This is a genomic window from Loktanella sp. R86503, assembly GCF_042466455.1.
In the GTDB taxonomy this organism is placed as follows: Bacteria; Pseudomonadota; Alphaproteobacteria; order Rhodobacterales; family Rhodobacteraceae; genus Loktanella.
Genome location: NZ_JAXHCI010000002.1, coordinates 2,591,842 through 2,610,245 on the forward strand (window position 1 = coordinate 2,591,842; position 18,404 = coordinate 2,610,245).

Annotated in this window: 20 protein-coding genes and 1 other RNA gene; 5 read left to right on the top strand and 16 right to left on the bottom strand. The window is 59.9% G+C overall.

Annotated features, from left to right (window positions below):
* Window positions 1-84: 84 nt before the first annotated feature.
* The gene (hemF, locus tag SJY10_RS13730) at window positions 85-975 is read right to left on the bottom strand and encodes an oxygen-dependent coproporphyrinogen oxidase (RefSeq protein WP_386683579.1); all 891 of its coding nucleotides are present in this window, start codon (window positions 973-975) and stop codon (window positions 85-87) included.
* Window positions 976-1,072: 97 nt separating this feature from the next.
* Between hemF and SJY10_RS13735 the strand changes: the two genes are divergently transcribed.
* A complete protein-coding gene (locus tag SJY10_RS13735; RefSeq protein ID WP_386683581.1) occupies window positions 1,073-1,459 on the top strand; it encodes a hypothetical protein in 387 nt (128 codons plus the stop codon).
* Between the two features lie 3 nt (window positions 1,460-1,462).
* Here SJY10_RS13735 and SJY10_RS13740 read toward each other — a convergent pair whose 3' ends face one another.
* The 6 genes from SJY10_RS13740 to SJY10_RS13765 form a co-directional block, all read right to left on the bottom strand.
* Complete coding sequence (locus tag SJY10_RS13740) at window positions 1,463-2,266, bottom strand: SDR family NAD(P)-dependent oxidoreductase (RefSeq protein ID WP_386683583.1); 804 nt, start codon at window positions 2,264-2,266, stop codon at window positions 1,463-1,465.
* A gap of 15 nt (window positions 2,267-2,281) precedes the next feature.
* Window positions 2,282-3,259, bottom strand: a complete 978-nt coding sequence (locus tag SJY10_RS13745) for a class I SAM-dependent methyltransferase (protein WP_386683586.1) — start codon at window positions 3,257-3,259, stop codon at window positions 2,282-2,284.
* A gap of 24 nt (window positions 3,260-3,283) precedes the next feature.
* Window positions 3,284-3,628, bottom strand: coding sequence for an ATP-dependent Clp protease adapter ClpS (clpS, locus tag SJY10_RS13750; RefSeq protein ID WP_254248244.1), 345 nt, complete (start codon window positions 3,626-3,628; stop codon window positions 3,284-3,286).
* 112 nt (window positions 3,629-3,740) lie between these two features.
* Complete coding sequence (locus SJY10_RS13755; RefSeq protein WP_386683590.1) at window positions 3,741-4,343, bottom strand: SCO family protein; 603 nt, start codon at window positions 4,341-4,343, stop codon at window positions 3,741-3,743.
* Between the two features lie 12 nt (window positions 4,344-4,355).
* Window positions 4,356-4,880 (bottom strand): copper chaperone PCu(A)C, encoded by a 525-nt coding sequence (locus SJY10_RS13760; RefSeq protein WP_386683593.1) that lies wholly within the window; start codon window positions 4,878-4,880, stop codon window positions 4,356-4,358.
* A gap of 93 nt (window positions 4,881-4,973) precedes the next feature.
* The gene (locus SJY10_RS13765) at window positions 4,974-5,351 is read right to left on the bottom strand and encodes a hypothetical protein (protein ID WP_386683596.1); all 378 of its coding nucleotides are present in this window, start codon (window positions 5,349-5,351) and stop codon (window positions 4,974-4,976) included.
* Between the two features lie 273 nt (window positions 5,352-5,624).
* Here SJY10_RS13765 and SJY10_RS13770 point away from each other — a divergent pair, with 273 nt between their 5' ends.
* Window positions 5,625-6,950, top strand: coding sequence for a D-alanyl-D-alanine carboxypeptidase family protein (locus tag SJY10_RS13770; protein ID WP_386684686.1), 1,326 nt, complete (start codon window positions 5,625-5,627; stop codon window positions 6,948-6,950).
* 137 nt (window positions 6,951-7,087) lie between these two features.
* Here SJY10_RS13770 and SJY10_RS13775 read toward each other — a convergent pair whose 3' ends face one another.
* The 6 genes from SJY10_RS13775 to SJY10_RS13800 all read right to left on the bottom strand — a co-directional run bounded on the left by SJY10_RS13775 (window position 7,088) and on the right by SJY10_RS13800 (window position 14,130).
* A complete protein-coding gene (locus SJY10_RS13775; RefSeq protein WP_386683599.1) occupies window positions 7,088-7,606 on the bottom strand; it encodes a redoxin domain-containing protein in 519 nt (172 codons plus the stop codon).
* Window positions 7,607-7,701: 95 nt separating this feature from the next.
* Window positions 7,702-9,297 carry an ABC transporter ATP-binding protein gene (locus SJY10_RS13780; RefSeq protein ID WP_386683602.1) on the bottom strand — a complete coding sequence of 532 codons (1,596 nt, stop codon included), beginning with the start codon at window positions 9,295-9,297 and terminating at the stop codon, window positions 7,702-7,704.
* Window positions 9,294-10,427 carry an ABC transporter permease gene (locus tag SJY10_RS13785; RefSeq protein WP_386684689.1) on the bottom strand — a complete coding sequence of 378 codons (1,134 nt, stop codon included), beginning with the start codon at window positions 10,425-10,427 and terminating at the stop codon, window positions 9,294-9,296. The genes SJY10_RS13780 and SJY10_RS13785 overlap by 4 nt, the downstream gene beginning before the upstream one ends.
* Window positions 10,428-10,461: 34 nt before the next feature.
* Complete coding sequence (locus SJY10_RS13790; protein WP_386683605.1) at window positions 10,462-11,538, bottom strand: microcin C ABC transporter permease YejB; 1,077 nt, start codon at window positions 11,536-11,538, stop codon at window positions 10,462-10,464.
* 6 nt (window positions 11,539-11,544) lie between these two features.
* Entirely contained in the window at window positions 11,545-13,440 is a 1,896-nt protein-coding gene (locus SJY10_RS13795) for an extracellular solute-binding protein (protein WP_386683607.1), read from the bottom strand.
* 159 nt (window positions 13,441-13,599) lie between these two features.
* A complete protein-coding gene (locus tag SJY10_RS13800; protein ID WP_386683610.1) occupies window positions 13,600-14,130 on the bottom strand; it encodes a c-type cytochrome in 531 nt (176 codons plus the stop codon).
* A gap of 131 nt (window positions 14,131-14,261) precedes the next feature.
* Between SJY10_RS13800 and SJY10_RS13805 the strand changes: the two genes are divergently transcribed.
* On the top strand, window positions 14,262-15,107 hold the full coding sequence (locus SJY10_RS13805) for a prephenate dehydratase (RefSeq protein WP_386683613.1): 846 nt from the start codon (window positions 14,262-14,264) through the stop codon (window positions 15,105-15,107).
* Here SJY10_RS13805 and SJY10_RS13810 read toward each other — a convergent pair.
* The gene (locus SJY10_RS13810) at window positions 15,104-15,568 is read right to left on the bottom strand and encodes an SRPBCC family protein (protein WP_386683615.1); all 465 of its coding nucleotides are present in this window, start codon (window positions 15,566-15,568) and stop codon (window positions 15,104-15,106) included. The two genes, SJY10_RS13805 and SJY10_RS13810, sit on opposite strands and share 4 nt — an antisense overlap.
* Before the next feature lie 57 nt (window positions 15,569-15,625).
* Window positions 15,626-16,579 (bottom strand): NAD(+) diphosphatase, encoded by a 954-nt coding sequence (gene nudC / locus SJY10_RS13815; RefSeq protein ID WP_386683618.1) that lies wholly within the window; start codon window positions 16,577-16,579, stop codon window positions 15,626-15,628.
* A gap of 136 nt (window positions 16,580-16,715) precedes the next feature.
* Between nudC and ffs the strand changes: the two genes are divergently transcribed.
* Window positions 16,716-16,813, top strand: an RNA gene (gene ffs, locus SJY10_RS13820) — signal recognition particle sRNA small type.
* Between the two features lie 66 nt (window positions 16,814-16,879).
* The gene (gene rsgA / locus SJY10_RS13825) at window positions 16,880-17,899 is read left to right on the top strand and encodes a ribosome small subunit-dependent GTPase A (RefSeq protein WP_386683621.1); all 1,020 of its coding nucleotides are present in this window, start codon (window positions 16,880-16,882) and stop codon (window positions 17,897-17,899) included.
* Here the strand turns inward: rsgA and SJY10_RS13830 are convergent.
* A complete protein-coding gene (locus tag SJY10_RS13830) occupies window positions 17,896-18,372 on the bottom strand; it encodes a protein phosphatase (protein WP_386683624.1) in 477 nt (158 codons plus the stop codon). The two genes, rsgA and SJY10_RS13830, sit on opposite strands and share 4 nt — an antisense overlap.
* Between the last annotated feature and the right edge of the window lie 32 nt (window positions 18,373-18,404).

The following is an 18,404-nucleotide window of genomic DNA, read 5'->3' on the forward strand; positions in this document are numbered from 1 at the left end:
GCGCACCACGCTCAAGTCAGAGTGCATCGGCACGGCCCGCTCTGCAGGACGACAAGCGGACACCCGCCGATAGGCAAACCGGTATCAGACCCATTTGGCCATTGGTGGCAGGCTCATCAGTACGGCATTGGCGTCATGCCCTGTGGTCAGGCCGAATTTGGTGCCCCGGTCGTAGACAAGGTTATATTCCGCATAAAGGCCGCGGTGCACCAGCTGCGCATCCTTGTCGGCGTCGGTCCAATCTTGGGTGCGGCGCTTTTCCACCAGCGGCAGATAGGCTGGCAAAAAGGCCCGGCCGATATCTTGGGTCAGGGCAAAATCCGCATTCCAGTCGCCGGTGCAGTGATCGTCCATAAAAATGCCGCCGACGCCGCGCGCGCGGTTCCGGTGCGGGATATAGAAATATTCATCCGCCCATGCCTTCAGCCGGGGATAAAGGTCCGTGCCGTGCGGATCGAGGTGCGTCTGCTGCACCGCATGGAAGTGGGCCGTATCATCAGCGTATTCGATGCAGGGGTTCAGGTCCGATCCACCGCCAAACCACCAGGCGTGCGGCGTCCAGAACATGCGAGTGTTCATGTGCACGGCAGGTGCATGGGGATTTTGCATATGGGCCACCAGCGAAATACCAGATGCCCAAAAGCGCGGATCGCTGTCCATGCCCGGCACACCGCGCGCGGCCATCGCGCGCTGCGCCGCGTCCCCCAGAACACCGTGGACGGTCGAGGTATTCACCCCAACCTTTTCAAACACCCGCCCGCCGCGCATGACGGACATCAGGCCGCCCCCCGCCTCTGACCCGTCGTCTGCGGTGCGGCGGGTCTGTGTGCGTTCAAAGCGGCCCGCAGGCAGCGCTGCAGTGGACCCAGTGGTTTGCGTATCTTCCAGTTCTTCGAACGCGGCCACAATCTGATCGCGCAGGGTTTCGAACCATGCGCTTGCCTGCGCTTTTTGCGTATCCATCGTGTCGGTCATCTGGCCCTTGCCCTGCTGTTATTGCATATCATCTTAAAGGGACACTAAGGGTAAAGCCAAGCGCCAGCCCCCTGGCCCCCACAGACCGGAGCACCTTATGCGGTATCTTCTTTCCTTTGCCCCTATCGCCCTGCTGGCCGCTTGCGCCACGCCGCAACAGCAATGCCTGAACACAGTGTCAGAGCCGCTGCGTGTGAATGCATTTCTGATCGCGCAAACGCAGGCCAATCTGGATCGCGGCTTTGCCCTTGATGAACAACAGCGCGTCAGCCGCGGCTTTGATATGTGCCGCCAGCGTGACCGCGATGGCAACGTGTCGACCCATCTTTGCCCGACAACAAAGGTAAGAACGGTCAACGTGCCGCAGGCCATCAATATGGACGTCGAACGCGACACGCTGGACCAATTACTGGCGCGGCAGGCAATTCTTGAAAAGCAGGCAAGCGCCAAGGCAAATCAATGCCGCGCGCTATATCCCGAATAACGCCTAGTGCACCGCGATGGCGGCGGGATCCACCAGCGTGCGGCCGCCGTCAAGCGTCACGATCTGGCCGGTTACGAAACCGGCTGCATCGGATGCAAGGTACTGCACGGTATCCCCGACCTCTGCCGCATTCGCCAAACGGCCCATTGGCGTCGCCTCGATGATTGCTTCGCGGGCGTGTTCATGGTCGCGCATCCAGCCCAGCAGGTTGTTGGACAACACTGATCCAACCGATACGCCATTCACCCGGATTTTCTGAGGTGCAAGCGCAACGGCCATGGACCGCGTCATCTGATCCAGTGCCGCATTCGCGATGGAAAAGCCCATCAGCGCGGGGTGCGCCCGCTGTCCGGCGATGGAGGACAGGTTCACAATAGACCCGATCGGCCCATCCTCGCTGGGGGCCTTTTGTTTGACAAAGCGCCGCCCCACCGCCTGCGACAAACGCAGCGGCATCATCAGGTTCTGCTGCATCAGCTCCTCGACAGAGGTATCCTCGGCGTCAAGCGCCGCGGTCTCTGTCACTAGGCGCGCGGCGTTGACCAAAATATCAACCCTGTCAAAGGCATCTACTGTCGCCGAAATCAGGTTTGCCACACACAGCTTTTGCCGCAGATCGCCGGTAAACATGCGCACACGGTCGGCATCCGCTGACAGGTCGGCTATTTCGCGTTCCAGCGCGTCTTCGTTGATGTCTGCAAAGACAACATTGGCACCGGCACGCACAAAATGCCGCGCAATCGCCAGACCAATGCCGTTACCGGCACCGGTCACGATGGCCGTCCGGCCTTTGATAGAGAAAGACATGAAGCAGTCCTTTGGTCAGGATTTCAGCGGGCGGGTCGCATGAAAGAGCTTGAATGCGCCATCGCCCGGCAGTTCTTCGACATTGCGAAAATGTTCGCGCAGCGCAGCCTCGTAGGGCAGATGGCGGTTGGCGACCATCCACAATTTGCCATGACCGGCCAGCATACGGGCCGCAGCTGCAATAAAGCCCTGGCCCAGCGATGGTGTGCCCTTGGATCCGGTATGGAACGGAGGGTTCATCACGATGCCATCGAATTTCGTCGCAGGTTTGAACGACAGCGCATCGCCCCAGTGAAACACAGCGCGGGGGTCGGTCACGTTAAGGCGCGCGCAATCCAGCGACAGGGCTTCCGCTTCGATCATGTCGAGCGATTTGACGCCGTCCCGTTGCAAAACGGCCTGGCTAAGGAAGCCCCAGCCTGCGCCAAGGTCAGCCACCCGCGCCGGCAGTTTCGCAGGCAACGCGCCCGCCAGCAGGGCAGAGCCCTTGTCGATGGCCCCGTCAGAAAAGACGCCAGCGGTCGTGTAATAGCCGTGATCGCCAACTGCGGGCGGCGGAGCTGCCCAATCCGCCAGCTTGTCAGTGGCATCGAACCAGAACAGGCGGCCCTTGGCTTTGGGCAGGGATGGCAGGTCGCCCAGAACGGCGCGCACGTCCTTGAACAGGCTGTCGATGCCGTCGGTGCGCTGGCCGTCAACGATCACGACCTGCCCCAAGGCGCAGGCCTGCGCGATCATCGACCGCGCTAGCGCCTTAGACCGGGGTACAGTGACGATCATTGTCGGCGATGCGGCGGTGTCTTGGCTGACGGCATAGCCTGCTTGCGCAAAAGCATTGGCATCGGGGGCAAAGCCGTGGGCAATGCGAATATCGCGATCCGCCAACGGCGACAGGTCATAGTCGGCGGCGGGGCGCATAACCGTGACCGGGCCTTCGGGCAGGGTCAGCAGCGCGTCATCTAGGACGGTGAAAAGGCGGGATGTTGCGGCCATCAGGGGCGGAACAGCGCGGCGGCGCTATTCCTTCTCCATCGTGCATTGCAGCGGGTGCTGGTGACGTTGCGCATAATCCATGACCTGCGCCACCTTTGTTTCTGCAATTTCGTGGCTATAGACGCCGACGACCGCGACGCCCTTTTTATGAACGGTCAGCATGATGTCGAACGCCTGTGCGTGGGTCATGCCAAAGAAGCGTTCCAGCACCATGACGACAAATTCCATCGGCGTGAAATCGTCATTCAGGATCAGCACCTTGTATAGCGGAGGCTTCGCCGTCTTCGGCTTGGTTTTCAGAACGACGCCGATGTCGTTTTCGCCGTCATCGTCGTTATTGGCCGCCATGATGTCGTGTCGCGTCTGCATCGAGACTCCGGTCCTGCATCCATGTGAATAAGGCGTCTATATAGTCGGAAATGGCCGCAAGAAAACCCCCTGCAATCCGGCCGGACTGCAGGGGGTTAAACTGGCGCAAGTATCAGCTTTCGATCATGCGCCTGATTTTCGCAAGGGCGCGGTCTGCGCCTTCCTGATAGCCGATCGGTTCATAAAACCGGCCCTGATCGTCAAACAGCAACACAGAGGCGGAATGGTCCATGGTATAACCGCCATCGTCCAGCGGCACCTGACGCGCATAGATGCGAAATGCCGCCTCTGCCGCCTTCACCTGCTCGGGTGTGCCGGACACGCCGGTGACGCCCGGCACCCAAGACACGTAGTCGCGCAGGGTGTCCACCGTATCGCGTTCGGGATCGACGGTGACGAAATAGACATTCAGCGCCTGACCATCCGCGGCAAGCGCCTCTTGCCAAAGCGATACATCGCCCAAGGTTGTCGGGCACACCTCTGGGCAGTGGGTGAAGCCGAAAAAGACAGCCGTTGCGCCGCCTTTCAGGTTTTCGGCGGTAAAGGTTTCGCCCTCCGTTGTCGTCAACACATAATCGCCCTGCCCCAGCGTGTCAGTCAGGTTCAGCGGATCGCTGCCGTCGGGTGCAGCAAGCTGCAACCAGACGACAGCGGCAAAAGCCACAAGGACCGCAGCCCACAGCGCAATGCCTGCGCGTTTCATGTTGCGTGTCATCAAGACCCCTCCTTAATGCGCCATTTTGGCGGCTGTCGCACCGACTGGCAGAACGACATCAATCTGGCCGGCATTTTCGAACGTCAGTGTGACAGCGATGGCCTCGCCTTCGATCAGAGGGTAATTCAGATCCATGAACATCAGGTGATAGCCGCCCGGCTGCAGGGTCACGGTTTCACCGGCCGGGATCGGCAGACCCTCTGACAGCTCTCTCATTTTCATCACGTCGCCCTGCATTGCCATTTCGTGGATCTGCGTATCGCCGGAAATGGTGCTGGCCGCTGCAATCAGCGTGTCATCGACTGTTCCGGCATTGGTCACTGTCAGGAAACCGCCCGCGACAGGGGCATTGGGCAAGGTTGCACGGGTGAATGCGCCCGTGATCGTCAGATCACCAAGCGTATATGTCTCGCCATTTGCATGATCCATTGCGCTATGGTCTTGGGCGCTGTGCGTCATGGTGCCATCTGCCATTTGCGCCTGCGCGGCAGTGGCAGACATCATGGCGGCGAAAAGCCCGATTGTTGTCAGTTTCATCGTATATCTCCGGTCTTGCATGGCGCGTGCGGACACACCGCGACCCGCGCCAGCGCGATTGAATGAAAAATGCGCCGCGTTGGCGCAGCTCGTTCAGACCAAAGCAGGGGGCGCGCGCGACCGGACATGGGGATCGCCCCCTTGCGATCCGGCAATAAGGTCGGCTGACTGTGTCAGTTCGAACACCGTGGACAAACGGAATTCACGCGGGCTGGCGTGGCAGGATGGTGCATCCGGCAGCAAGTGACAGAACGGGCAATGATAGTGGCTTGTCGCAGGGCCATCGCCGCAAAGATCGTCACCTGTCGCACCAAAAGCGGCCAATGCCTGTATCGCAGCGGCCTGAGCCGGGTTCGGCACCATTTGCGCAGCGGATGTGACACTGGACACGGCGACGATCAGAATCGCAGTGAGGGTCAGCAAGGTGTGGCGCAGGTGGCGGATCATTGCCAACGCATACAAAACTGACACGCGATCCGTAAGGGGCCTTTACGTCGCAACAGGGCGCACCCACCGCATCTAGACATGGCCGCCCCAGCGCCCCACTACATCTGGAAATCGTGCAGAAACACCACAGTCAAAGCCTTTGAAAATTAGCTATTTTCGGCAGTGCGGTGCCTGTGTTAGCGTTAATCCAATAACAATGGTCACCGAAAAAATTCGGGGCTTTGAGGCAGATTCGTAAAAAGAGGCAGAGACGTGCAAAACCGTCCCCATACCCGCGCTTTGCGTGCTATTTCCGTGATGCTGTTCATTGCGCTGACACCGGTGGTCGCATTTGCTGCCCCCTACGCCGCCTACGTCATGGATGCCCGCACCGGAGAGCAGCTGTATTCGCAAAACGCCGATACCCGCCTGCACCCCGCATCCCTGACCAAGATGATGACCCTTTATATTGCGTTCCAGGCTATCCAGCGCGGGGAAATCACGCTTGATTCGCTTGTGACCGTGTCCAGTAACGCATCGTCAGAGCCGCCAAGCAAACTGGGCTTGAAAACAGGTCAGAAAATCAAGTTGCGCTATCTTTTGCGCGCGGCGGCTGTGAAATCGGCCAACGATGCTGCCACCGCCATCGGAGAAGCGATTTCCGGTTCCGAAGAAGCCTTTGCCGTTCGGATGAACCGCACGGCTGCCGCGATGGGCATGACCAATACCACGTTCAAGAACGCCCACGGTTTGACGCAGGACGGACACCTGTCGACTGCCCGCGATATGAGCGTTCTGGGGCGCCACGTCATTTATGACTTCCCGCAGTATTACAACCTGTTTTCGCGCCGCACGGCGGATGCGGGCATTGCCGAAGTTCGCCACACCAACCGCCGCTTTCTGGACAGCTATGAAGGTGCGGACGGCATCAAGACCGGCTTTACCAACGCCGCGGGCTTCAACCTTGTCGCCTCTGCGCAGCGCGGGCAGGAACGCATCATCACGACGGTTTTCGGCGGCACATCCACCGCGCAGCGCAACGCCAAGATTACCGAATTGATGGACATGGGCTTTAGCCGTGCCCCTTCGACCGCCACGCTGCAGCGGCCAGAGCCGCCCGCATCGGCCCCGGCAAGCGATCCGTTGCTGGTGTCGTCGAACGTCGGGCCGGCGACCAATGGCGGCGCAGGCAAGACCGTGCGCGTATCCGGCCGTGTCACCCGCAGCCTGCGTCCAGCCGCGCGGCCTTCGCAAGCGGTCAGCGCCCCGGTACAACTGGCGGTCAACACGGATCTGATCAATTCGGTCCTGGCAGAGGCTGTGCAGGTCGCTGCCGTCGCCCCTGCTGCCGTTGCACCAACGCCTGCCGCACCAGAAGTCGTCACCCGGATTTCGACCTCTGGCGGGCGCAACTGGGGTGTGAACGTTGGCCGCTACAATTCTCGTTACGAGGCAGAAAAGGTGCTTTTGCGCGTTGCTTTGAACGAAATGAGCACGCTTGAAGGCGCTGTACGCCGCGTCACGCAAAATTCGCGTGGCTTTGATGCAAACTTTATGGGTTTAACGCGGGAAGGTGCCGATTTGGCCTGCCGACGCTTGCAGGCACGTAGTCAATCGTGCTTCATGATCGGGTCAGAGGGTTAATATCCTCTATAGCGACAATCGGATGGCCGATTTGGACGATCGTTCGCCATCTGTGATGCCGACGCTGCCGGGAAACCGGCGGCGTCGTTTTCGTTTGGGATGAGCGGGAAAAGGCACTTGGTCCCTGCCCCGCGCAATCAGGCGGTGCCGCGCACCGGGCGGTCGTTGGTGATGTTGAACTTCATGCCATCCAAAAGCTCTTCCAGATCGGGGCGCGCAGCCGGCCCGTTCGAGATATCGACAAGCATCAGTGAACCATCGGGACGAATGGCAAAGGCACCGGGTTCGGCGAAAAGGTCTGTTGTTTCCGCCTCTGACAGCGGTTCGGATACATACAGCCCCAAGGCGCGCATCTGGTCGACAGTCAGGCCATAAGCCAGATCGAAGTTCCAGCCGAATTCGGCCTTGTCTGCAATCGCCTTCTCCTGCGTATCGGCTGAAACGACGATAACATCCATGACGTCTGTCCACTGCGGCAGGGCGGCATTCAGCTTGTTCAGGAACCGTTTGCAGCGCGGGCAATGACGACCGCGATAAACGAACAGCATGGTCCAACGCTCTTTCGGCGCGCCTATCGTTACGGTCGCATCCTGCCCCGCGATGGCAAAGGTCATCTGTGCGACGGGTGCGCCGACGTTCGGTTTGGCTGTAGTCATGTGCTGTCCTGCTTGATTTGGTTTAGGATTTGGCTTGCGGCACACTGGCGCAAACCCTGCCGTAACAGCAAGTCACAATGCCAGGATGACGCTTGTTAGACGGCACGCCCTTCAAAAGCGGCTGCCATGAGGGCGCGGGTATAGTCCGTCTGCGGTGCGTCAAAGATGTCGGCAGCACTGCCCGCCTCGACCACGTCGCCCTGCTTCATCACCATGACCTTGTGGGACATGGCGCGCACAACCTTCAGGTCGTGACTGATAAAGATATAGGCAAGCCCGTACCGCTGCTGTAAATCGCGCAGCAGATCAACGATCTGCACCTGCACCGTCATATCCAGCGCGCTGGTCGGCTCGTCCAGCACCACCAGTTTCGGACGTAGAATCATCGCGCGGGCGATGGCAATGCGTTGCCGCTGGCCGCCGGAAAATTCGTGCGGATAGCGATCCATCAGCACGGGATCAAGGCCGACCTCTGCCATGATCTCTGCCACCATCTCGCGGGGTTTGCGCGCGGGGTCGATGCGATGGATCGTCAGCCCTTCTGCGATGATCTGCTCGACCGTCATGCGCGGCGACAGGCTGCCAAAGGGGTCCTGAAACACGATCTGCATGTCCGACCGCAAGGGTCGCATTTGCCGCTGGTTGTGGCCCTGAATATCCTGCCCCTGAAATCCGATCCGTCCTTCCGACGCGATCAGACGCATGATCGCCAGTGCCATCGTCGTTTTGCCAGAGCCCGATTCGCCGACGATGCCTATCGTCTCCCCTGCCCGGACGGACAGGTTCGCGTCGTTCACGGCCTTAATATGCCCGACCGTGCGCTTCATCAGGCCGCGGCGGATTGGGAACCAGATTTTCAGATGATCCGTTTGAACGATAACGGGCGCGTCAGCAGCGACCGGGCCGGGTGTGCCGACGGATTCAGCAGCTAGCAACATCTGCGTATAGGGGTGCTGCGGCTTGGCAAAGATTTCCGCCGTCGGGCCGGTTTCGACGATGACGCCGTCCTTCATCACGCAGACGCGGTCGGCAATCTTGCGCACGATGGTCAGGTCATGGGTGATGAACAGCATCGACAGCCCTGTGTCACGCTTAAGCTCTGCCATAAGTTCCAGAATTTGGGCCTGGATCGTGACATCCAGCGCGGTCGTCGGCTCGTCCGCGATCAGCAGATGCGGGCCATTCGCCAAAGCCATTGCGATCATCACACGTTGACGTTGGCCACCGGACAGCTGGTGGGGATAGGATTCAAGCCGCTCCTCCGGCTCGCGGATGCCAACTTGGACCAGCAGTTCGATCACACGGGCGCGGACGGCGTCGCCGCGCAGACCTTGGTGCAACTCGATCGATTCGCCAAGCTGGCGCTGGATCGTGTGCAACGGGTTCAACGATGTCATCGGCTCTTGAAAGATGAAGCTGATGTCATTGCCGCGCACCCGCATCAGGTCGCGTTCCGCAGCGCCGACCATCTGGGTGCCGTCATAGGTGATGGACCCCGTGACCTGCGCCGAATCCCCCAGCAGTTGTACCGTGGACAAGGCGGTCACGGATTTGCCCGACCCGCTTTCCCCCACCAGCGCGACAGTTTCCCCCCGATGCACCTGAAACGATACCCCGCGCACGGCGTGGGTCGTATCGCCGTCCTGCCGGAAGGAAACGTTCAAGTCGCGGACATCAAGCAAGGCGGTCAAGAGAAGGTCTTTCTGGGGTCGAACGCATCACGCACCCCTTCGAAAATGAACACCAGCAGCGACAACATGATCGCAAAGGTGAAAAAGGCGGTGAAGCCCAGCCAGGGGGCCTGCAGGTTCTGTTTGGCCTGCAGCGTCAGCTCGCCCAATGACGGGGCAGAGGACGGAAGGCCGAAACCAAGGAAATCCAGCGTTGCCAGCGTGCTGATGCCGCCTGTGATCAGGAAAGGCAGCATTGTGACCGTGGCGACCATGGCGTTGGGCAGAATGTGCCGCATCATGATAGTTCGGTCACGCACACCCAAGGCCCGTGCTGCACGGACGTATTCAAAGTTACGCGCCCGCAGGAATTCCGCGCGGACAAGGCCCACAAGTGATGTCCAGCCGAACAACACGATCAGGAACACCAACAGCCAAAAACTTCGCCCCAAAATAGCGAACATGATGATGATAACGTAAAGCGACGGGATGCCGGTCCAAATTTCGATCACGCGCTGAAAGGTCAGATCGACCCAGCCGCCGAAATAGCCCTGCACCGCCCCCGCCACGATCCCGATCAGCGATGACGCTACGGTCACGATCAGGGTGAAAACGATCGACAGGCGGAAGCCATAAATGACCCGCGCGACCACATCACGCTTGGTGTCATCCGTGCCCAGCCAGTTGTTCCCGTCAGGGGCGGATGGCGCCACACCCGGCACATCAACGATGGTGTTGTAGCTATAGGGGATTAGCGGCCAAACCATCCAACCCTTTTGGTAGTCCGGATCGTCTATCGTGCCTGCGTCCGATGCCGCGATGGTGCCTTCTGGGTCGTCAAAGCACATATCCGCAAGGCCGCCCGTGGCGATCAGGCATTTCACCTCGACGTCGGTGTAGCCCGCTTCGGTCAGGAAATCGCCGCCAAAGTCCGCCTCTGAATAGAAGCTAAAGATCGGCATCCGCAATTCGCCGCGATAGTCGACCAGCAGCGGTTTGTCATTGGCGATGAATTCGGCCAGCAGCGACAGGCCAAACAGAATTGCAAAGATCCACAGCGACCAGACAGCCCGGCGGTTGCGCTTGAAATTACGCCACCGGCGTTGGTTCAGCGGCGACAGATACGGCGCACGCTTTTTAGCCGCGCCCATTAACGCCTGTTCATGCGGGTCGATATTGGTCATGTCAGCCCCTCGCCTCGAAATCGATGCGCGGATCGATAAACATATAGGTCAGATCAGTGATGATTCCGACGACAAGCCCCATCAACGAAAACGCAAACAGCGTGCCAAAAACAACAGGGTAATCGCGGGCCACGGCGGCCTCGTACCCTAGACGCCCCAGCCCATCGAGGCTGAACAGCGTTTCGATAATCAACGAGCCGCCAAAGAAGACCGAGATAAATAGCGCCGGAAAGCCAGAGATTACGATCAACATGGCGTTGCGAAAGACATGGCGATACAGAATTGTCCGCTCTCCCAATCCCTTGGCCTTGGCGGTCAGGACATACTGTTTTTTAATCTCGTCCAGAAAGCTGTTCTTGGTCAGCAGGGTCAGCGTTGCGAAACTGGCGATGGTCATCGATAGCACTGGCAGGGCGATATGCCAGAAATAATCGGCAATCTTGCCCAGCATCGACAGGTCGTCAAAATTGGTAGAGGTCAGCCCCCGCAACGGGAAAATGCGCCAGTAACTGCCGCCCGCAAACAGCACGATCAGTAGGATCGCGAACAAAAAGCCGGGGATCGCATAGCCGACGATGATCGCGCCGCTGGTCCAGGTGTCGAACTTCGATCCGTCGCGCACGGCTTTCCTAATCCCTAGCGGGATTGAAATTGCATAGGCGATCAGTGTCGTCCAAAGGCCCAGCGTGATCGATACGGGCATTTTTTCCATCACCAGATCGAACACCGAAATCGACCGGAAATAGCTTTCACCAAAGTCGAACCGGACATAGTTCCACATCATCGTCAGAAACCGTTCCAGCGGTGGTTTGTCAAAGCCGAATTCTCGCTCCAACTCCTCGATGAACCCAGGCGGCAGGCCGCGCGATCCAATATAGTCGCTGCCTCCACCTTCAACCAGCTCGCCTCCGCCACCGCCTGAGATGCCTTCGAACACATCCCCCCCGCCTTCCATCTGGGCGATAATCTGTTCGATCGGCCCGCCGGGGACGAATTGCGTCAGGGTAAAGTTCACCACCATGATCCCGACCAGGGTCGGAATCACCAGCAGCAAGCGGCGTAGGATATAGGCGCTCATGTCAGGTCAGCGCAGCGCGCCGGACGCTTTCAGCGCCTCGGCTTTGTCGGCGTTGAACCACCAGAAATCCGTCTCTCCAAGCGCGTAGGGCGGCAGGTTTTCAGGATGCTCGAACATGTCGTAATAGGCGACAGTGTAGACAGCCTTGAACCATTCCGGCACCCAAAATCCCTTGGCCCGCAGCACACGGTCAAGCGCGCGGGTTGCAGCGTGCATGTCATCGGCCGTCTGGGCCGCCACGACCGTGTCGATCAGGCTATCAACGGCCGGATCAGCCAGACCCATCAGGTTGCGGCTGCTATCCGCGGCGGTTTCAGATCCAAACCACTGCTTCAGTTCTGTTCCCGGCTCTAGCTGCATGGAAAAGCCATGCGTCACGATATCCCAATCGCCCGACCGCGTGCGTTCGGTTTCCTGCGCCGGATCAACGCGGTCCAGTTTTGCATTCACACCCAGCCGTTTCAGGTTTTCAACATAGGGGTTGATCACCCGGTCAAAGGCGGGGCTGCTTTCCAGAAAAGCCACATCCAGCGTTTTGCCATCCTTGCGGCGCATCCCGTCATCACCTGCAATCCACCCCGCGTCGTTCAGCAGGGCAGAGGCACGGCGCAGATTGCCGCGGTCCAACTGGCTGGCGCTGGATGTCGGGGCCATCGTGACCTCTTCTGTCAGGATGGCGGCATCCAGCAAACCTTGATCGACCAGCGGCTGCAGCACGGCCAGCTCGCCGTCGCTTGGTGTGCCTTTGGCTTCCATCTCTGTGTTAGCCCAAAAGGATTCAACACGGTCATACAGGCCGTAGAACAATGTCTCGTTCGACCATTCGAAATTGAACATCAGCCTGATGGCCTCGCGCACGGCTGGGTCCTGAAACTGGCTGCGCTTGAGGTTGAAAATAAAAGCCTGCGCCGTCGGCAGGCTGCCGTCGGGCAGTTCTGCCTTGATCACGCTGCCATGCTGGACGCCGGGGAAATCGTATCCTGTTGCCCAGCTTAGGGACGAGTTTTCCACGCGGAAGGTATATTCGCCCGCCTTGAACGCCTCGAACGCGGTATCGCCGTCGGCAAAATACTCGATACGAATGGTATCAAAGTTGTTGCGGCCCACATTGATCGGCAGGTCAGCGCCCCAGAAATTAGGGTTGCGGCCATAAGTCAGGCTGCGGCCATAATCAAAGTCCGCCAGCATATAGGGGCCCGTGCCCATGGGCGGTGTTTTCCACGTCTGGTCGATCCGGCGGCCATCGCGTTCCCACTCGGCCTTGGAAAAGGGCGGGAATGTCGCGGCAAGGCTGATACGGTCGCGTAGCGGTGCGTCATCGCCAAAGGTGAATTTGATACGGTAGGGGTCCGACACTTCGACCATTGTAATCTGACCGGCAAAAGCAGCACGGAATTCGGGCAGGCCCTGCTCCATAAAGGTGTCATAGCTGAATTTGATATCTTCAGCGGTCATCGGGCTGCCGTCGCTGAACGTCACGTCGTCGCGCAGGTTGAAAATGACGTAGGACAGGTCCTGCGGATACTCCATCGTTGTGCACAGATAGCAGTAAAGCGCGGTCGGATCGTCTGCCGTTGTGGTCACAATCGCCTCGAACGGGGCGGTGGACAGTGCTGCGGTATTGCCGCCACGGAAATAGGGGTTGTAGCCGTCAAAGGTGCCGGGTGCCCATTCCGCAATTTCCCCGCCTTTGGGGGCGTCTGGGTTCACATAATCCAGATGGGTAAAATCGGCGGGGTATTTCAGATCTCCGAAATAGGAATAACCGTGGCTTTCTACTACATCCTGCGCGCCTGCCTGCCCGGCCAGAAACAGACCGCCCAGCAGCAAAACAGACCCAGCCAACACATTTACGGGACGCGGCAAAGCAAGGGCGCGGGGGCGGCAAGGGGTCTGAGGCATCGAAGTCTCCGGTCAAGGGGCTGGTCTGCAAGGTAACGCTGCACAGCCAATCGGCACAAGTTGCGAAAATGTAATGTCTGCGTGAACCCGCTGCTTCGCAACAAAAAACCGCGCCCATGACAGGACGCGGTTCAAATCTTGCGCAACTTTTGCGGGCGATCAGCCTGTGATCGTCGCGAGGTATGCAATCAGGTTCGCGCGGTCTTCTGGCTTGGCCAGGCCCTTGAACGACATCTTGGTGCCGGGGGCATAGCCTGCGGGGTCCTGCAGGAAGTTGTAAAGGTTTTCCTCGCTCCATACGTCGGCAACCTGTTCCAGCGCACCGGAATAGGCATAACCGTCAACCGCATCCACAGCGCGGCCTACGACACCGTCCAGATGGGGGCCAACACCGTTGGCACCGTCCAGGGCGTGGCAGGACCGGCAGTTCCGGAACACGCCTTCGCCCGCGCCGGCATCAGCAGCTGCAAAGGCAACATCGAACGGCACTTCTTCTTCGGCGGGGGCTGCTTCACCAGCGGCACCGGATTCGGGGACTTCGATCAGATACGCTTGTTCGGCATGTTCACCGTCGTGGCTGCCTTCGCCGCCGACGTAGATAATATCAGCAGCCCAGCCACCCAGCAAAAACACCAGAAATGTGCCGCAAAGGCCGCCGACCACCTTGGTCATCGTCATTGTGTCGAACATGTCGCGTTCTACCCCGCTTTGATCAGTTGCGCTCTAGTATCCGTTTCCCCCCCCGATACGCAAGCTATAGTGGCGCGACGAAACGACGTGAATGTCGCAAATGCTGCCAATTTGTCTGGGGGGACACACTCATGCCCGCAAAAATCGCCTTTCAGGGCGAACTGGGTGCCTACGGCCACCAAGCCTGCGCCGAGGCGCGTCCTGATCACGATCCCCTGCCCTGCGGCACATTCGAGGATACAATCGAGGCTGTGCGCAAAGGCGATGCCGAACTAGGCATGATCGCGATCGAAAATTCGACCTATGGCCGCGTCGCTGATGTGCATTCCCTTTTGCCCGGCAGCGGCCTACACATCGTGGACGAGGCATTCGTGCGTGTGCACGTCAACCTGCTGGGCGTGCCCGGTGCCAAGGTTGCCGATGTCAAACAGGCGCATGGCCATGTTGTCGTACTGCCCCAGTGTTCCAGCTTTTTGCGTGAACATGGCATCAAGGGTGTCGTGAACGCCGATAATGCCCGCGCTGCCCGCGAAGTCGCTGAACGCGGCGACAAGACACAGGCCGCATTGGCGTCAGAGCTGGCTGCCGACATTTACGGCCTGCACGTTCTGGCCCGCCACATCGAGGATCACGCCCGCAACACGACACGGTTTGTGATCATGTCCCGCGAGCCTGATTTGCGCCGCCGCGGCCGCGGCCCGATGGTGACGTCCTTCGTGTTTCGCGTGCGCAACATCCCTGCCGCGCTTTACAAGGCGATGGGTGGATTTGCGACGAACGGCGTCAACATGACCAAGCTGGAAAGCTATATGGTCGGCGGCAACTTCACCGCGACCCAGTTTTACGCTGAAATCGAAGGTCATCCGGACGACCGCAATGTGCAACTTGCGCTAGAGGAACTGGATTACTTCACCGATCATATCAAGCTGATGGGTGTTTTTCCGGCCGCCCCGCGCCGGCACGAACGCAGCGATTAAACGCTGCGTTTTTCGCCATCGATACCAAAGGCAAACTCGCCAACGCGCTTTTTGAACCGCTTGGTCAAGTTCGACTTGGCCAGTTTCAGCGATTGCAGCAACAAACGTGCCGATAGCGATTTGGCCGATAATTCAATGGACACGGCAAGTCGCGTGCGATTGGGCGACAAGGCAACCAGTTCGACAGTCGTCTTGCCATCCAGCCCGTTGGACGCAACGTCAATGACCAGATCCGTCGGTGCCACCAGACGCGCGACCACAGCACGAAGACGGCGTTCCCGGCTGCGGAATGTAAACGCAACATCCCATGAAGACCCTTGTTTAACCGGGTGGCCCGGATCCATCCGCCGCACATCGGCCCCGCGGCGCATCATCTGACGTTCGAAACCGGCAAAGTCCGTCACCCGCGCGTAAACTTGGTCGATAGGGGCTTCGATATCCTCTCGGGTGCTGAATTTCATGAAAGTCGCCTTGTCCTGTCCTGACCGGTTCCCCGGTAAATTTCGCGCGCTAAGGATTTAGTCCAGTCTGTCTGCCAACCAGTTTTCCAACAGAAAATGCGCAATCGCACCTTTGCGGGCCGGGTTGATCTGCGGATGTTGTCCGGCAAAAACCTCTGCCATTTCTTCGCGGGTTACCCAGCGTGCATCCTCTATTTCCGCCGGATCAATCGTGATCTCGCGGCTTGTCGCCTCTCCGGCCATACCGCACATCAGCGATGCAGGAAACGGCCAGGGCTGGCTGGCCAGATACCGGACCGGACCGACGCACACGCCTGATTCCTCGAGCACCTCGCGGCGCACCGCAGCCTCCAGCGTCTCTCCCGGCTCGACGAAGCCGGCCAGCAGGGAATACATCCGCTCTGGCCAGCCGGGCGAGCGACCGACAAGGACAGAGTTGCCATGCGTGATCAACATGATGACCACAGGATCGGTGCGCGGAAAATGGTGACGTTCGCAGGTCTGGCAATTGCGCTGCCATCCGCCCATCGCCAGATCACTGGCGGTGCCGCAATTGGCGCAGAACCGATGGCTGGCGTGCCACATGAACATGGCCCGCGCAGTGGCGGAAAGTTCAGCCTCCAGCGGGGTCAGGCGGGTCATGACGCCGCGCAATTCGGCAAAGGCGGGACCGCCGGGCAGTGCAGGATGCACTTGCAGGCTGGCGTCCATAAAACTGTTCAGCGCCCCGGTGTCCGCATCGTCCTGCGGCGTCCACCCTGACAGATCAGCGGCAAAGACTGCTGCACCGTCCACGCGCCCCAGCATCAGCCAATCGGGCGCGGCATCGTCCAGAATAGGGTGATCGGGCGGCAGCATCACAAGACCCGCGTCATCCATCAGCGGCTTGCCCTGCCACAAAACGATCACGCGCGAATCGGCATGCCTAGCGCGGTCAGCGGCGGTTGCACGCCACTCTGCCGCACGATCAAGGCCGCCTCCGGCGAATGTCACGGTCTCTGCAATTTTCATGCATTTGCAATCGCATGGTGCGCCGCAATGCGCAATGTTTTCAATAAGGCGCAATTCCCCCTAAACCCTGCCCTACTGCACCAGCATTTCCGCCGCTGCGGGTTGCGCAGCGTCCAACGGCTCGCTATATGAGCGTTGAGAGGTTGGCGCGGGCGAGCGCCTCGCCAACCTGGTCAGGTCCGGAAGGAAGCAGCCATAACGAGCCCCGCTTGGGTCGTTGTCAGCCTCTCACCTCAGTTTTCCCCGCATTTGTCAGGGTCACACAGCTTTGCCCCACCCCAGCCCCAAGCAGTATTCCCGTTGAGCATTCATGCGCTTGATGATCTGGGCTGGTCGGCGTTCGAAACTGAACAATTGACGCCAGATGACGCAAACCTGCACCCGGCGCGCATCACCAGTGTGCACCGGCGCAATGTATCCGCGCTGACCGCCAGCGGCCCCCTAACCCTTGTTGCCGACCCCGGCGTGACAACCGCCAGCTTTGCCGTCGGTGACTGGGTCTTGTGCGATTTGGGCGGGGCACGTCTGGTCCGCCGCCTGGATCGCCGCAGCCTGCTGCAGCGCGGGGCAGAGTATAAATCAAGCCAGCGCCAGCTGATCGCCGCCAATCTGGACACGCTGTTCATCGTGACATCCTGCAACGCAGACTTCAACATCGCCCGGCTGGAACGTTATCTTGCCTTGGCGCATGACGCCGGAATTGCGCCCGCGATTCTGCTGACCAAAGCTGATCAAACGGACGAGGCTGCAGACTACATCGCGCAGGCGCAAGCCCTGGGCGATTTCCCCGTTCTTGCGATCAACGCAAAAGGCGCGGATGTCGCGGCTGCCCTCGCGCCATGGTGCGGGCCGGGGAAAACCGTCGCCTTGGTCGGATCTTCCGGCGTGGGCAAAACGACGTTGGCGAACGGTCTGACGGGGCGCGGCGATGAAACCCAGGATATCCGCGAAGACGACGCCCGCGGTCGCCACACCACAACAAAGCGGTCGATGCACGCCCTGCCCACAGGCGGCTGGCTGATTGATACCCCTGGCATGCGCGGCCTTGCGGTGGCCGACGTCACCTATGGCATCAATGCGACGTTTCCGGAAATCAGCGCCCTGACCGACAACTGCCACTTTCGCAATTGCAAACACGAAGGCGAGCCGGGCTGCGCGGTTCAGGCTGCCGTGGACGCAGGCCTTGTCGATGCGGACCGCGTCCGCCGCTATCGCAAACTGCGGGCCGAAGACGCGCAGGCTACCGAAACGACAGCCGCCGCCCATGCCCGCAAGCGCCGCACGGGCAAGCCTGCCAAATCTGCCAGCCGCCGCCGTTAGCGCGTCGCCCAAATTTGGCGGCGCCCTGCTTTCACAGCCTCTGGTCGCAAGGCCCGCAACCGCGCTAGCGCCCTCTGCGGTGCCTCGCCATGTAGCACCATCAGGCGCAACACGGCCATCTCTGCCCGGCCGCACTCCCCTGCATCCTGCAATAAAACGCGGCGGCCGGCTGCCAGCTGCGCCGTGATCCGGCTCTCCAACCCGATCCAGCGCACCGTCGTCGCCGCGTCCGGTAAACTTGCCCCAGGAAAAGGCAGCCCAACCCAGTCAGGCGGCGCATGGTTCAGGTCCGCGCCCAGACGATGGCCAGCGGCGTCCATTTCGCCATCCGTGGTCAGGGACACGACCAGGGACGGCTTCCATCGCAGAATCGTGCGGAAATCGGCGGCGTAATCACCGCCACTGCCCGGAACAGGACAGATCCCCAGCTTGCCACGCCCGACCGGCAGGCGGGCGATTGCAAAATCAGACATAACACCCGGCATTAGTGCCCAGCCCACCGATT

Coding starts and splice junctions, on each gene's coding strand:
- SJY10_RS13800 (WP_386683610.1), bottom strand. CDS start 14,130: ATGTTCGACACAATGACGATGACCAAGGTGGTCGGCGGCCTTTGCGGC.
- SJY10_RS13735 (WP_386683581.1), top strand. CDS start 1,073: ATGCGGTATCTTCTTTCCTTTGCCCCTATCGCCCTGCTGGCCGCTTGC.
- SJY10_RS13830 (WP_386683624.1), bottom strand. CDS start 18,372: ATGTCTGATTTTGCAATCGCCCGCCTGCCGGTCGGGCGTGGCAAGCTG.
- clpS (WP_254248244.1), bottom strand. CDS start 3,628: ATGCAGACGCGACACGACATCATGGCGGCCAATAACGACGATGACGGC.
- SJY10_RS13775 (WP_386683599.1), bottom strand. CDS start 7,606: ATGACTACAGCCAAACCGAACGTCGGCGCACCCGTCGCACAGATGACC.
- SJY10_RS13760 (WP_386683593.1), bottom strand. CDS start 4,880: ATGAAACTGACAACAATCGGGCTTTTCGCCGCCATGATGTCTGCCACT.
- SJY10_RS13745 (WP_386683586.1), bottom strand. CDS start 3,259: ATGGCCGCAACATCCCGCCTTTTCACCGTCCTAGATGACGCGCTGCTG.
- hemF (WP_386683579.1), bottom strand. CDS start 975: ATGACCGACACGATGGATACGCAAAAAGCGCAGGCAAGCGCATGGTTC.
- SJY10_RS13785 (WP_386684689.1), bottom strand. CDS start 10,427: ATGGGCGCGGCTAAAAAGCGTGCGCCGTATCTGTCGCCGCTGAACCAA.
- nudC (WP_386683618.1), bottom strand. CDS start 16,579: ATGAAAATTGCAGAGACCGTGACATTCGCCGGAGGCGGCCTTGATCGT.
- SJY10_RS13795 (WP_386683607.1), bottom strand. CDS start 13,440: ATGCCTCAGACCCCTTGCCGCCCCCGCGCCCTTGCTTTGCCGCGTCCC.
- SJY10_RS13740 (WP_386683583.1), bottom strand. CDS start 2,266: ATGTCTTTCTCTATCAAAGGCCGGACGGCCATCGTGACCGGTGCCGGT.
- SJY10_RS13810 (WP_386683615.1), bottom strand. CDS start 15,568: ATGAAATTCAGCACCCGAGAGGATATCGAAGCCCCTATCGACCAAGTT.
- SJY10_RS13790 (WP_386683605.1), bottom strand. CDS start 11,538: ATGAGCGCCTATATCCTACGCCGCTTGCTGCTGGTGATTCCGACCCTG.
- SJY10_RS13770 (WP_386684686.1), top strand. CDS start 5,625: ATGCTGTTCATTGCGCTGACACCGGTGGTCGCATTTGCTGCCCCCTAC.
- SJY10_RS13805 (WP_386683613.1), top strand. CDS start 14,262: ATGCCCGCAAAAATCGCCTTTCAGGGCGAACTGGGTGCCTACGGCCAC.
- SJY10_RS13755 (WP_386683590.1), bottom strand. CDS start 4,343: ATGACACGCAACATGAAACGCGCAGGCATTGCGCTGTGGGCTGCGGTC.